This is a genomic window from Pseudomonas sp. NFACC42-2, from assembly GCF_900116055.1.
GTDB classification, from domain to species: domain Bacteria; phylum Pseudomonadota; class Gammaproteobacteria; order Pseudomonadales; family Pseudomonadaceae; genus Aquipseudomonas; species Aquipseudomonas marginalis.
Window position 1 is genome coordinate 39737 of record NZ_FOZO01000020.1, and the last position, 13933, is coordinate 53669.

Genomic DNA, 13933 nt, shown 5'->3' on the forward strand with positions numbered 1-13933 from the left:
ATGCAGAAAGAAACCGAAATCAAGCTCCGCGTCAGCCGCGAAACACTCGCCGCGCTGCGTGAGCACCCGCTACTGAAAAAACGCAACAAAAGTGGCTGGGAACGCCGTGAGTTGATGAACCAGTACTTCGACACCCCCGAGCGTGACCTGGCCCAGGCCAAAGTCGCCCTGCGCCTGCGCAAGGACGGTGACGAGATTATCCAGACCCTCAAGACCCGTGGCCAAAGCGTCGCCGGCCTGTCGGAACGCAATGAGTACAACTGGGACCTGCCCAAGGCCAAGCTCGACGTGAAGAAACTCGACGGCGACTGCTGGCCCGAGCAACTGGCCGAGCTGGACAAAAAGACCCTCAAGCCGATCTTCACCACCGACTTCGTGCGCGAGCGCGCCGAAATCGCCTGGGGCCGTGGCAAGGCCAAGGTGGTGATCGAAGCCGCCCTGGACCTGGGCCATGTGGTCGTGGGTAAGCAGAAAGAAGAAATCTGCGAGCTGGAACTCGAACTGCGCGAAGGCGAGCCGGCTGCGCTGCTGGAGTTGGCCGCCGAACTGGCCGCCACCCTCGCGCTGATGCCGTGTGACATCAGCAAGGCCGAGCGCGGCTACCGCCTGTACGACGCCAGCAGCTACTCCCTGAGCCTGCCGGCGCCGCAGATCCACGCCGAAATGCCGCTGGACGACGCCTTCGCCGCAATCATGTGGCACCTGCTCGGCAGCAGCCAGCGCCTGGCCGAGCAATACCGCTTCAATGGCCACTGGCGTCTGCTGCAGGACTGGGTCGACAACCTCGGCGAACTGCGCGCCCTGATCGGCAGCCTCGGCCAGGCCGCACCGCGTCAATCCACCAGCGAACTGCGCAGCGCACTCGATGCACTGCTGGAAGACTGGCGCCCGCTGGTCCAGGCCGGTGACGACGACGAAGACATCCGCAAAGCCGCACCCGAGCAGTTTGCCGAAGAATTGAATGACGTGCGCTGGGGCTTGTTCTCGCTGAACATGTCACGCTGGCTGATGGCCCGCACCTGGACTGCCGACCGCAACGTGCGCGGCAACCGCCAGGGCGCCGCGCAAATCACCAACTGGCTGCCGCGCCTGCTGGCCGACGATGCCGTCGCCCTGCAACTGCCGCGCTACCAGCAGCAACCGGAAGACCTGGCCGAGCAACTGCCGCGCATCGAACGCATCCAGGCCTGGCTGCACCACGCGCGTAACGTGGTGGACATTGCGGAACTGGATCGTTTGTACGGCGAGCTGAACAAGCTGGCGCAACTGGCCAACCAGCCGATCACCGACGAGTCGCTGGATGCGCGCATGCATCAGGCGATTGCGGTGTATCAGAACCGTGCCTGGAAGACCCTGCTGCGCCTGTAATATCGCCATCGGGGGCCTAGCCCCCGATGAGGCCGATCCTGTCAGCGCAATACTGGCAGGCTGGTGGTCGACTTGATCTCGGACAGCGCCACGATCGAGTTGACCTCCTGAATCCCCGGCACCATCGATAACTTTTCGAAGAAAAACCGCTCGTACGCCTCAATGTCCGACGTCACGATGCGTAGTAGAAAGTCCACCGCCCCCATCAGCACATAGCACTCCAGCACTTCCGGAAACCCACGAATCGCGTCGGTGAACTCGGTGAAGTTGGATCGGCCGTGGGCGTTGAGTTTGACCTCGGCAAAGATCTGCGTATTCAGGCCGATCTTCTTGCGATCCAGCAGAGTGACCTGGCCGCGAATCACTCCTTCTTCCTTGAGCCGCTGGATGCGTCGCCAGCACGGCGACTGGGACAGGCCGACCTGTTCGGCGATCTGCGCGCTGGACAGCGAGGCGTCCTCTTGCAGCAGGGCCAGGATGCGGCGGTCGTAGGCGTCCAATTCGCTATGCATAAAAATACCTTGAAAGCTGTCTTTTCTGAATTGAACGATTCGATTAATCGCAAATCATGCCCATCTTAGATAAGAAATCTCCCGAAGCGAATGTAAAAATTTCTCCAGTCGAATCTGGAGAGTCAGCATGCATGCCGTCGAAACCACCCACCCTCTGACCCGCGTCGATGCGTGGGCTGCCAGCAGCGCCCATTGCCAGGCGCATTACCGGATCGTCGCCGAGGCGGAGCCCGATGTGTTGTGTCGGGTACTCAACTATTTTGCGTTGCAGTTCCTGACACCGAGCCAGGTCAACGTGAGCCGCCAGGAAGACCTGCTGAACATCGATATCGTGATGGATAGCCTGAGCTGGCATCGCGCCCAAGTGATCGCCGAAAAGATTCGAAACCTGATCAGCGTGCGCACGCTGCATGTGTGGCGCGCTGATTCCGTGGGGCCTGCGGCCGTGGCGGCAGCAGCTCGGTAAAGGCCTGCAACATACGCTGGGAGGAAGATATTCGGCGGCTGGCTAGCCTGAAATGTCGTCCGAGGCTACCCAGGAACACCTTCATGTCTGCTGATCACCGATTGGAACTGCATCAGTTGCTCCCGGCGCTGGTCGAGGGAGGGGTGATTGCTCCCGATATCGCGCAGCGCTTATCAGCGTTGCCCGCCGGCAACGCCCAGCACCCGTTGGAGTGCATCGCCGCCCATGGGCCTTCCCTGGAAACCCTGACCCAGTGGCTTGCCCAACATGTCGGACAACCTTATTGGCGTATCGACCCGCTGAAGATCGATGTCGCAACGGTCGTGCCGCTGATGTCCCACGCATTTGCCCAACGCCACGCCATCCTTGCGGTGGCCGTGGACGCGCAGACCGTCACCGTTGCCAGCGCCCAGCCCCATGTCACCAGTTGGGAATCGGGACTGGCACAAGTGCTCCAGCGCTCGATCAGGCGCGTGGTTGCCAACCCCCAGGACATTCAGCGTTGTATCAGCGAATTTTACCGGCTGGCGAAGTCCGTCAGCGGTGCGGATCAAAAGGTCGCGGGGACTGGCAACGTCGAGTTGCTCAACCTCGGCGCCAGCGACCAGGAGCCGGACGCCAACGACGCGCATATCGTCAATATCGTCGACTGGCTGTTGCAATACGCGTTCGCCCAGCGGGCCAGTGATATTCATATCGAGCCGTGCCGTGAACAAGGCCGCGTGCGCTTTCGCATTGATGGGCTGCTCCACGACGTCTATCAATTTCCACCCCAGGTGACGATGGCGGTGGTCAGCCGCCTGAAAAGCCTCGGGCGGATGAACGTCGCGGAAAAACGCAAACCCCAGGACGGCCGGGTCAAGACCAAAAGCCCTGCAGGCACAGAAGTCGAGTTGCGGCTGTCGACCTTGCCCACCGCCTTTGGCGAAAAGCTGGTGATGCGGATTTTCGACCCGCAGGTGCTGCTCAAGGACTTTGACGAGCTGGGTTTGTCGGCCGAAGACCAGCAGCGATGGCACGACATGACGCGCCACACCAACGGCATCATCCTGGTCACGGGGCCTACCGGTTCAGGCAAGACCAGCACCCTCTACACCACGCTCAAACACTTGGCGACCCGGGAGGTCAATCTTTGCACTGTGGAAGACCCGATCGAGATGGTCGAGCCGGCGTTTAATCAAATGCAGGTACAGCCCAATATCGACCTGACGTTCGCCAGCGGCATCCGAGCCCTGCTTCGCCAGGACCCGGACATCATCATGATCGGCGAGATCCGCGACCAGGAAACCGCCGAGATGGCGATCCAGGCCGCATTGACCGGGCATTTGGTGCTCTCGACGCTGCACACCAACGATGCGCCCAGCGCCATCAGCCGCTTGCAGGAACTGGGGATTGCTCATTATTTGATCAAGGCCACGTTATTGGGCGTAATGGCGCAGCGCTTGGTGCGCTTGCTGTGCCCTCATTGCAAGCGGGTGGCGGGCGATGCTCACGAAGCGGTAGGGTGTGCAGAATGTCGAAACAGCGGGTTTCGCGGGCGCGCCGGGGTCTACGAGATCATGGTGCTGAATGACTCGCTCAAGGCGCTGATCACGCCAGGCGCCGACGCGCAGTCCCTGCGCAGGGAGGCGGTGGCGCAAGGCATGTGCGGCCTGCGCATGGCCGGCGTGGGTAAAGTCAAGGCGGGGCTGACCACAATGGCCGAGGTATTGCGAGTGACGCCTGGGGATTCGGTAACAAATGCGTTGATTACGCCGTGCTGAAACCGTTCTTATCGGTGACAAGACCGTTACAATCCGCCGAACGTCGTTTAACTGACACCATCAGATAGGGAATCGCTATGCAGATCGGAACCGTACTGCTTCTTTTCGTGGGCCTGGCCATCGCCATCCTGTTCATGGGCTTCAAGGTGGTACCCCAGGGCTATCAGTGGACCGTCGAGCGCTTCGGCCGGTACACCAACACCCTCAAGCCGGGCCTGAACATCATCATCCCGGTCATGGACCGCATCGGCCGCAAGATCAACGTGATGGAAAGCGTGCTGGATATCCCGCCCCAGGAAGTCATCACCGCCGACAACGCCACCGTGCAGATCGACGCCGTGTGCTTCTTCCAGGTGGTCAATACCGCCCAGGCCGCCTACGAGGTCAACAACCTCGAACACGCTATCCGCAACCTGCTGCAAACCAATATCCGCACGGTACTCGGCTCCATGGAGCTGGATGCCATGCTCAGCCAACGCGACGGCATCAACGAAAAACTGCTGCGCACCGTCGATGAAGCCACGGCGCCGTGGGGCATCAAGATCACCCGGATCGAAATCAAGGACATCAGCCCGCCCGCCGACCTGATGGCCGCCATGTCCGGCCAGATGAAAGCCGAGCGGATCAAGCGCGCACAGATCCTGGAAGCCGAAGGCCTGCGGGCATCGGCGATCCTGACTGCCGAAGGCAAGAAGCAGGCACAGATTCTTGAAGCCGAAGGTGGACGCCAGGCCGCATTCCTGGAGTCTGAAGCCCGTGAGCGTCAGGCAGAGGCAGAGGCCCGCGCAACCCAGGTGGTTTCCGAAGCGATTGCCACCGGCAACGTACAGGCCATCAACTACTTCGTCGCGCAGAAATATATCGATGCCCTTGGCAAATTGGCGTCGGCCAATAACAGCAAAGTGATCCTGATGCCGCTGGAAGCCAGCCAGGTGATCGGCGCTGTCGGCGGCATCGGCGAAATCGTCAAGGCAACCTTCGACAACAAGAAAGCCTGAGGCGATCGCCATGTGGGATTTCCTGCAGCATCTTTCGTTCTGGGATTGGCTCGCACTGGGTACAGTGCTATTGATTCTTGAAGTATTCGGCGCCGGTGGCTACCTGCTGTGGATGGGCATAGCTGCGGCAGCCGTGGGCGTGATCAAGTTTCTGGTGCCGCCGCTCGGGCTGGAGTGGCAACTGTTGCTGTTCGCTGTGCTGTCGATATTGACGGCGGTGTACTGGTGGAAACGCCAGCGCAGCAGTGCCAAAGCCAGTGACCAGCCGGGGCTCAACGAGCGTGGCTCGGAGCTGATCGGTCGCGTGTTCGTGGTGCATCAGGCGATTGTGGAGGGTCGGGGCAAGGTAAAAGTCGGTGATGGCGTCTGGATGGTGACCGGGCCTGACAGCCCTGTAGGCGCTCAAGTGCGTGTGGTGGGCCTGGATGGCGTGATCTTGAAGGTAGAAACTGTTTAGTCAGTGATGGAACTCGGCTGGGCTAACTGCAATCAAACGGTACAGATCACCCACCCGGAGTCACCCATCATGCGTCTTAAATATGCTGTCGCTACCCTCGCTGTGCTTTCCCTTCCTGTCGGTTCAGCCATGGCCGACAGTTTCTGGCGCAATGTCATCTCGTCAGGCGCCACTACCGGCTCGACCTACCTGACCTTCAAGGACCACAAGCTGGTGGTTGCCGCACAAGACGACGCAGGCAGCTTCGTTGCCAGCGACGGCGGTATCCGCGGCCCGTACTTGGAAGCCGCCATGCAAAAAGTCCGCGCCGATAACCCTGGCCTGCAGGCCACGGATATGGAGCTGGCCAACGCTATCCTGGCGAAAAACGCTATCGCCGCCGAGTAAAACCGCCGGTTGAAACAGCCGCTCCCTGGGAGCGGCTTTTTTGTGCCGCTTTTCTTCCTACAGCAAAGACTGATGAGTTGACGATTGAACAGGAGAAGTCCTCTCGATCACTGCACGCGCCCGACGACAAGCTATCGATTCCACCCTTCCCCTCAGTGAATCGATAACCATGCGAAAACTATCTTCCTTTCTGTTCCTCACTGCTATTGCAACGCCTTATGCACAGGCAGAGGCCTGGTACGGCTCGGCAAAATTCAACAGTGCACGCCAGAATCTATCCAGTGCATTGTTGACCAGCCCGCGCGTCACCGAACGAGTGGAAGCGCCTGATAGCACTAAAACATTCACCGGATCCTACGCGGTAGGTTATGCCTTCGCCAATGGCTGGCGCGCGGAAGGGGAATACACCCTCTCCGGCAGCTCGACCTTCGACTCCTTCTGGTCGCCCTTCAATGCCAACGTCAACCGCCTTGAAGCGGACAGCCAGCGCTTGATGGTCAACGGCTATAAAAACATACCGCTCACCCATTGGCTGTCGTTCTACGGCATGGCGGGGGTGGGCGTCGCGCAAATTGATGCCGAAGGTTTTCAGAGCAGTGACACCCGTCGCTTTGCCAGCCACCGCCAATATAATTTTGCCTACAGCGTAGGCTTGGGCCTGGATGCCAAGGTCAACGACCGCATTGCCTTTGGCACAGGTTGGCGCTACGTGGACATGGGCCGTATCGAGACCGGCTACAACACCTTCACCAACCGGATAAACGCTCGTGATGAACAGCTCAAGGGCAAGCTCAAGGAGCAGAGTGTGTTCTTTGAAACCCGTGTGTACTTCTGACCGGTAACAGGACATGCCGCCGTTCAAGCGGCACTTCCGTGTCCGTGGCATGACGATTCATTCACAGGCGACAGGCTATATTCAGTCTAACCGTGCCACCATGCCGGGACTGAACCCTCGCTTACTCATCGCCAATCTGAAACGGATGCCTTCGTCGTCATGAGCCAACAGCCCTTTCTGCCGTTCTCCAAACCTACCATCGATGAAGCCACCATCTCGGCGGTCGGCGATGTACTGCGTTCGGGCTGGATCACCAGCGGACCGAAAGTGCAGGCTTTCGAGGCGCAGCTATCGGAATACTTTGGCGGCCGGCCGGTGCGCACCTTCAACTCGGGCACTTGCACCATGGAGATCGCCTTGCGTATCGCCGGTATCGGGCCCGGCGATGAAGTCATCACCACACCGATCTCCTGGGTCGCAACAGCCAACGTGATCCTGGAAGTAGGCGCCACGCCGGTGTTCGCCGACATCGACCCGGTCACCCGCAATATCGACCTGGCCCAGGTGGAAGCCGCAATCACCCCGCGCACCAAGGCGATCATCCCGGTGTACCTGGCCGGCCTGCCCCTGGACATGCCGATGCTGTACGCACTGGCCAACAAGTACAACCTGCGCATCGTCGAAGACGCCGCCCAGGCCCTGGGCTCCAGCTGGGATGGCGAACGCATCGGTTCCACCGGGGACTTTGTATCGTTCAGCTTCCAGGCCAACAAGAACATCACCTCTTCCGAGGGCGGTTGCCTGGTGTTGAACAATGCCGAAGAAGCCCGCCTGGCGGAAAAATACCGCCTGCAGGGCGTCACCCGCACCGGCTTCGACGGCCTGGACGTGGATGTACTGGGCGGCAAGTTCAACATGACCGACATCGCAGCAGCCATCGGCCTGGGGCAGTTTGCCCACATCGAGAAGATCACCGCCCATCGCCAGCACCTGGCCCGGCACTACTTCAAATGTTTCGGCAGCGATTTCGAGGAAAAGTACGGCGCGCAACTGCCGCCGGCCGACTTCGAAAACAGTAACTGGCACCTGTTCCAGTTGGTGCTGCCGGAGCGTCACGACGGCCTGCCGGCCCGCGCCACATTCATGGAGAAAATGCAGGCACAGGGTGTTGGCATTGGCTATCACTACCCGCCGATTCACCTGCTGAGCCTTTATCGGGCACAGGGGTTCAAGGAAGGTATGTTCCCGGTAGCGGAAAAGGTTGGACGTTTGATCGTGTCGTTGCCGATGTTCACGGCGATGACAGAGGCAGATGTGGAGCGGTCGGTGGCGGCGGTAAAGGCAGTCCTGAAGGAGGACTGAACACTCACGGCCCAGCACGGTTGAATGTGGGAGGGAGCAAGGCCCCTCCCACAGGGGTCTAGCGTTTACTCGCCGATGGCCGCCTTGTAGCCAGCCGCATCCAGCAGTTTTTCCAGATCAGCCGGGTTGCTTGGCTTGAGCTTGAAGATCCACGCGCCGTAAGGGTCGGAGTTCAGCAGCTCAGGGCTAGCACTCAGCTCCTCGTTGACGGCAATCACTTCACCGGCAACCGGGGCATAGATATCCGAAGCAGCCTTCACCGACTCAACCACACCCGCCTGGCCTCCGGCTTCAAACGTAGCGCCGACTTCGGCCAACTCAACAAACACCACATCACCCAAAGCTTCCTGAGCATGGTCGGAGATCCCGACGGTCACCGTACCGTCAGCTTCCAGACGGGCCCATTCGTGACTTTCGGCAAAACGCAGGTCGGCAGGGATATCGCTCATAGTCTGTGTCCTCAAGAAGAAATGTCAGCAGCCATTGGCCTGCCGGAAATAGTTAGATCAAGGTTTTGCCATGGCGCACGAAGGTCGGTTTGACCACTCGAACCGGGTACCACTTGCCGCGGATTTCCACTTCGGCCCGATCGGCAGTCGCCGTCGGTACACGCGCCAGGGCAATGGATTTGCTCAGCGTAGGTGAGAAACTACCACTGGTGATCTCCCCTTCGCCAACATTGGCGATGCGAACCACCTGGTGAGCACGTAAAACCCCACGTTCTTCCAGTACCAGCCCGACCAGTTTGAACTGCACACCGGCGGCCAACTCTGCTTCCAGCGCCGCACGCCCGATGAAATTGCGCTCGGCAGGTTCCCAGGCGATGCTCCAGGCCATGTTGGCCGCCAGGGGCGAAACGTTCTGATGGATGTCCTGGCCGTACAGGTTCATGCCGGCTTCCAGCCGCAGGGTGTCCCGCGCACCGAGGCCTATGGGGGAAATCCCCGCACCGACCAGATCGTTGAAAAACCCCGGCGCCTGATCGGCAGGCAGGACAATTTCCAGGCCGTCTTCACCGGTGTAACCCGTGCGTGCGATAAACCAATCGCCGTCGGCATGCCCTTCAAAGGGCTTGAGCTGGTGGATCAGGGTACCGCGAGACTGGGTGACCAACTCGGCAATCTTCTGCCGGGCATGGGGACCTTGAATGGCGAGCATGGCCAACTCGGGCCGCTCATGCAGGTGCACCTGATAGCTGCCAAGTTGCGCCTGGATCCAGGCCATGTCCTGGTCTCGGGTGGCGGCGTTGACCACCAGCCGGTATCCGGCCTCGGTGCGGTAGACGATCATGTCGTCCACCACGCCGCCCTGCTCGTTGAGCATGGCGCTGTACAACGCACGGCCACAGCCGTGCAAACGCTCGACATCATTGGCCAGCAGGTGCTGGAGCCAATCCTTGGCCTGGGGGCCGGTGACATCGATCACGGTCATATGAGATACATCGAACACCCCGCAGTCGCGCCGCACCTGATGGTGCTCCTCAACTTGCGAGCCGTAGTGCAAAGGCATATCCCAACCGCCAAAATCGACCATTTTCGCGCCGAGGGCGAGATGCAGGTCATACAGAGGCGTACGCTGTCCCATGGGTTTCTCCTTCCGGGCTTGGCGAAGGTGCGCAGGCCGTTGCCCGTGCCGGACACCTTGAATGACAAGGCCTGCAGCCACGTACAGCGACTCGATCCGAAGGACGGACCGCACCGAATGCCGCGCATTGTAGCCGCAAGCCGTAGGACTGGCACCTAACCGATTGGTCGGGCAGAGCGTCGGATCAGCCCGATGACCGGCAGCAGCCCCACCAGCACCAGCGTCAAGGCCGGCAGAGAAGCCCGCGCCCACTCGCCTTCGCTGGTCATTTCAAAGATCCGCACCGCCAGGGTGTCCCAGCCGAACGGGCGCATCAGCAGGGTTGCGGGCATTTCCTTGAGCACGTCTACGAACACCAGCAGTGCTGCACTCAGGGTGCCGGGCAGCAACAGCGGCAGATACACTTTGCAAAACAGTCGCGGCCCACTCACGCCCAAACTACGCGCTGCTTCCGGCAACGAAGGCCGGATGCGCGCCAGGCTATTTTCCAGCGGCCCGTAGGCCACGGCCAGAAAGCGCACCAGATACGCCAGCACCAGCGCCGACAGACTGCCCAGCAACAATGGCTTGCCCGCCCCGCCGAGCCAGCCGGACAGCGGCACCACCAGTTCACGGTCCAGGTAACTGAACGCCAGCATGATCGACACCGCAAGCACCGAGCCCGGCAAGGCATAGCCGACATTGGCCAGGCTGATACCGGAGCGAATCGCCCGGGTCGGCGCCAGGCGGTTGGCGAAGGCCAGTACCAGCGCCACGCTGACCGTGATCAGCGCCGCGATACCACCCAGGTAGAGGGTATGGACGATCAGGCCCGAATAGCGCTCATCCAGGTCGAACCGGCCGCGCTGCCAGAACCAGGCGACCAATTGCAGCATCGGGATGATAAAAGCACAGGCAAACACCAATCCACACCAGGCACTGGCCGCCGCCGCCTTGAACCCGCGCAAGTGGTACAGCGCCTTGCCCCGTGGCCGTTCATTGCTAGCCCGACTGGCGCCCCGGGCACGTCGTTCGCCATACAGCACCAGCATCACCACCAACAGCAACAGGCTGGCCAGTTGGGCCGCGCTGGACAGGCTGAAAAAGCCGTACCAGGTCTTGTAGATCGCGGTCGTGAACGTATCGAAGTTGAACACCGATACCGCACCGAAATCCGCCAGGGTCTCCATCAGTGCCAACGCCACCCCGGCCCCTATCGCCGGTCGTGCCATGGGCAGGGCCACATGCCAGAACGCCCGCAAGGGCGACTGTCCCAGCACCCGCGCCGCTTCCATCAGGCCCTTGCCCTGGGCCAGGAATGCGCTGCGCGCCAACAGGTACACGTAGGGATAGAACACCAGCACCAGCACAATGATCACGCCGCTGGTGGAGCGCACCCGCGGCAGGCGCAAGCCGGTGCCGAACCACTCGCGCAGCAGGGTCTGCACGGGGCCTGAAAAATCCAGCAGGCCGACAAACACGAAGGCCAGCACATAGGCGGGAATGGCAAAGGGCAGCATCAACGCCCAGTCGAGCCAACGCCGGCCGGGGAATTCGCAGAGGCTGGTGAGCCAGGCGAGGCTGACGCCCAACAGGGTTACACCGACGCCGACCCCCAGCACCAGGGTCAGGGTGTTGCCCAGCAACCGCGGCATCTGGGTTTCCCACAGGTGGGACCAGATTTGCGCGTCGATGCTTTGCCAGGACAGCAACAGCACGCTCAGCGGCAGCAGCACCAGGGCGGCGACGCTGAAGACCGGCAGGTACCAGCGGCGTTGGGCGGGGTGGGCCAAGGGTAGGTTCTCAATAATGAAATCTTCAAATCACCACAATCCAATGTGGGAGGGGCTTGCCCCCGATGTCGGAGTGTCAGTCCACGATGAGTAGACTGACACTCCGACATCGGGGGCAAGCCCCTCCACATTTGGATCTGCGGCGTCCTACAAATTGTACTTAGTTCCAGCCCGCCCGATCCATCAGGCGAATGGCTTCAGCCTGGCGCTTGCCCGCCACTTCCACCGGCAATGTATCCGCCACGAACTTGCCCCAGGTCGCCACTTCAGCCGACGGCGGTACCGCCGGGTTGGCCGGGAATTCCTGGTTCACGTCGGCAAAGATCTTCTGCGCCTCAGGCGTGGTCATCCACTCCACCAATGCCTTGGCGGCTTCCGGGTGTGGCGCGTGTTTGGTCAAGCCGATGCCCGACAGGTTCACATGCACGCCACGGTCGCCCTGGTTCGGCCAGAACAGCTTCACCGCCAGGTCCGGCTTCTGCTTGTGCAGACGGCCGTAGTAGTAGGTATTGACGATACCCACGTCGCATTGCCCGGCGTTGATCGCCTCCAGCACGGCGATGTCATCCGAGAACACGTCGGTGGACAGGTTATTCACCCAGCCCTTGACGATTTCTTCGGTCTTGGCCGCGCCGTGGGTTTCGATCAGGGTGGCGGTCAGCGATTGGTTGTAGACCTTTTTCGCCGTGCGCAGGCACAGGCGGCCTTCCCACTGTTTGTCGGCCAGGGCTTCGTAGGTGGTCAGGTCACCCGGTTTGACCCGGTCGGTGGAGTACGCGATGGTCCGCGCGCGCAGGCTCAAACCGGTCCAGGCATGCGCCGAAGAGCGGTATTGCAGGGGAATGTTCTTGTCGATTACCGGGGAGGTGAACGGTTGCAGAATGCCCATTTGCTCGGCCTGCCAGAGGTTGCCGGCATCCACGGTGAGCAGCAGGTCGGCGGTGGCGTTTTCGCCCTCGGCCTTGATGCGCTGCATCAACGGCGCTTCCTTGTCGGTGATGAACTTCACCTGTACGCCGGTCTTTTGGGTGTAGGCGTCGAACACCGGTTTGATCAGTTCGTCGATACGCGAGGAGTAGACCACCACTTCGTCGGCTGCCTGCACGGTGGTGCTGCCGATCAGGGTGAGTGCCAGGGCAGTCAGGAGGCGCTTGGGTGCCAACATGGGGGCGGTCTCTCATTTGCAAAATAAGCGCAAATGATAGGGACTCACATTTGGTAACGCTTGGCAGAGCCGTTACCAAATGTTGCACAAACCTGTCAGGGCTTGGCCAGGTCCGGCAAATCCCCGCTCAACCCGAGGGCCTGGCGCACAAACACGGCCTTGGCTTCGGGCATCTGGTCGACCATCTTCAACCCGGCATTACGCAACCAGCGCAGCGGCAGTTGATCGGCCTGGAACAGGCGCTCAAAGCCTTCCATCGCCGCCATCAGGGCCAGGTTATGCGGCATTCGTCGGCGCTCGTAACGGCTGAGCACCTTCACATCGGCCAGACGTTCACCGCGCTCGGTGGCCGACAACAACACTTCGGCCAGCACCGCCGCATCGAGGAAACCCAGGTTGACGCCCTGCCCGGCCAATGGATGGATGACATGGGCGGCGTCGCCGATCAATGCCAGGCCCTCGGCCACATAGCGTTTGGCGTGGCGCTGACGCAAGGGTACGCACACACGCGGATCGGCGCTGACCACGCTACCGAGGCGCCCTTCAAAGGCGCGCTCCAGTTCACGGCAGAAGCTTTCATCATCCAGCGCCATCAGGCGTTCGGATTCAACCGGCGTAGTCGACCAGACGATCGAGCACCAATCTTGCTGCCCGTCCCGCTCCAGCGGCAAAAACGCCAGCGGGCCGGTGTCGGTAAAGCGTTGCCAGGCCGTGCGCTGGTGCGGCTGGCTGCTGCGCACGCTGGTAACGATGGCGTTATGCAGGTAGTCCCATTCACGGGTCGCGGTGCCGGTCAGGCGGCGCACGGCGGAGTTGGCGCCATCGGCGGCTACCACCAGCGGCGCGCGCAATTTTCGGCCATCGGCCAGGGTCAGCAGCCAGTCATCGCCGGAGCGACGCATCTGCTCCAGGCGCGCATTCGCCAGCAGGCCCAGGTCGCAGTCGTGCAGACGCTCGAGCAAGGCATCCTGGACCACGCGGTTCTCGACGATATGCCCGAGCACTTCGGCATGCACGCTGGCCGCCGAAAAGTGGATCTGCCCGGTGCCGCTGCCGTCCCACACCTGCATCTCGCCGTACGGGCTGGCGCGTCGTTCAACGATGCCATCCCACACACCGAGGCGCTCGAGGATGCGCTGGCTGGCCGCCGACAAGGCACTCACACGGGGTTCGAAGGCCGCCGCGCGGTCGAACGGCTTGACGCTCAGCGGGCTGCCGTCGAGCAGCAGCACTTGCAGGCCGCTGCCTTGCAATGCCAGCGCCAGGGCGCTTCCGACCATTCCGGCCCCGACAATCAGCACATCTGCGCGCATGTCCATGCTTT

Annotated in this window: 14 protein-coding genes; 8 read left to right on the plus strand and 6 right to left on the minus strand. The window is 61.3% G+C overall.

What is annotated here, in order from left to right:
* Entirely contained in the window at window positions 1–1368 is a 1368-nt protein-coding gene (locus BM416_RS24990; protein WP_092489818.1) for a CYTH domain-containing protein, read from the plus strand.
* A 41-nt stretch (window positions 1369–1409) separates the two neighbouring features.
* On the opposite strand, the gene BM416_RS24995 is transcribed toward BM416_RS24990, so the two are convergent.
* Window positions 1410–1880 (minus strand): Lrp/AsnC family transcriptional regulator, encoded by a 471-nt coding sequence (locus BM416_RS24995; RefSeq protein WP_010207358.1) that lies wholly within the window; start codon window positions 1878–1880, stop codon window positions 1410–1412.
* Between the two features lie 127 nt (window positions 1881–2007).
* Here BM416_RS24995 and BM416_RS25000 point away from each other — a divergent pair, with 127 nt between their 5' ends.
* From BM416_RS25000 to BM416_RS25030, 7 genes are all read left to right on the plus strand, one after another.
* Entirely contained in the window at window positions 2008–2346 is a 339-nt protein-coding gene (locus tag BM416_RS25000) for a hypothetical protein (RefSeq protein WP_092489819.1), read from the plus strand.
* Window positions 2347–2429: 83 nt separating this feature from the next.
* Window positions 2430–4109 (plus strand): GspE/PulE family protein, encoded by a 1680-nt coding sequence (locus BM416_RS25005; protein ID WP_092489820.1) that lies wholly within the window; start codon window positions 2430–2432, stop codon window positions 4107–4109.
* Window positions 4110–4186: 77 nt separating this feature from the next.
* The gene (locus tag BM416_RS25010; RefSeq protein ID WP_027608388.1) at window positions 4187–5107 is read left to right on the plus strand and encodes an SPFH domain-containing protein; all 921 of its coding nucleotides are present in this window, start codon (window positions 4187–4189) and stop codon (window positions 5105–5107) included.
* Between the two features lie 10 nt (window positions 5108–5117).
* Window positions 5118–5564 carry an NfeD family protein gene (locus BM416_RS25015; RefSeq protein ID WP_027608387.1) on the plus strand — a complete coding sequence of 149 codons (447 nt, stop codon included), beginning with the start codon at window positions 5118–5120 and terminating at the stop codon, window positions 5562–5564.
* Between the two features lie 69 nt (window positions 5565–5633).
* Window positions 5634–5951, plus strand: coding sequence for a DUF2388 domain-containing protein (locus tag BM416_RS25020; protein WP_027608386.1), 318 nt, complete (start codon window positions 5634–5636; stop codon window positions 5949–5951).
* Window positions 5952–6114: 163 nt separating this feature from the next.
* Window positions 6115–6786 carry an outer membrane protein gene (locus BM416_RS25025; protein WP_092489821.1) on the plus strand — a complete coding sequence of 224 codons (672 nt, stop codon included), beginning with the start codon at window positions 6115–6117 and terminating at the stop codon, window positions 6784–6786.
* 159 nt (window positions 6787–6945) lie between these two features.
* On the plus strand, window positions 6946–8088 hold the full coding sequence (locus tag BM416_RS25030; protein ID WP_092489822.1) for a DegT/DnrJ/EryC1/StrS family aminotransferase: 1143 nt from the start codon (window positions 6946–6948) through the stop codon (window positions 8086–8088).
* A 65-nt stretch (window positions 8089–8153) separates the two neighbouring features.
* Here the strand turns inward: BM416_RS25030 and gcvH are convergent, their stop codons facing one another.
* The 5 genes from gcvH to BM416_RS25055 all read right to left on the minus strand — a co-directional run bounded on the left by gcvH (window position 8154) and on the right by BM416_RS25055 (window position 13922).
* Window positions 8154–8537 (minus strand): glycine cleavage system protein GcvH, encoded by a 384-nt coding sequence (gene gcvH, locus BM416_RS25035; RefSeq protein WP_092489823.1) that lies wholly within the window; start codon window positions 8535–8537, stop codon window positions 8154–8156.
* 52 nt (window positions 8538–8589) lie between these two features.
* Window positions 8590–9672, minus strand: a complete 1083-nt coding sequence (gene gcvT / locus BM416_RS25040) for a glycine cleavage system aminomethyltransferase GcvT (RefSeq protein ID WP_092489824.1) — start codon at window positions 9670–9672, stop codon at window positions 8590–8592.
* A gap of 155 nt (window positions 9673–9827) precedes the next feature.
* On the minus strand, window positions 9828–11444 hold the full coding sequence (locus tag BM416_RS25045) for an ABC transporter permease (protein WP_092489825.1): 1617 nt from the start codon (window positions 11442–11444) through the stop codon (window positions 9828–9830).
* Between the two features lie 160 nt (window positions 11445–11604).
* Window positions 11605–12609 (minus strand): extracellular solute-binding protein, encoded by a 1005-nt coding sequence (locus BM416_RS25050; RefSeq protein WP_053127831.1) that lies wholly within the window; start codon window positions 12607–12609, stop codon window positions 11605–11607.
* A gap of 95 nt (window positions 12610–12704) precedes the next feature.
* On the minus strand, window positions 12705–13922 hold the full coding sequence (locus BM416_RS25055) for a 2-octaprenyl-3-methyl-6-methoxy-1,4-benzoquinol hydroxylase (protein WP_166655295.1): 1218 nt from the start codon (window positions 13920–13922) through the stop codon (window positions 12705–12707).
* Between the last annotated feature and the right edge of the window lie 11 nt (window positions 13923–13933).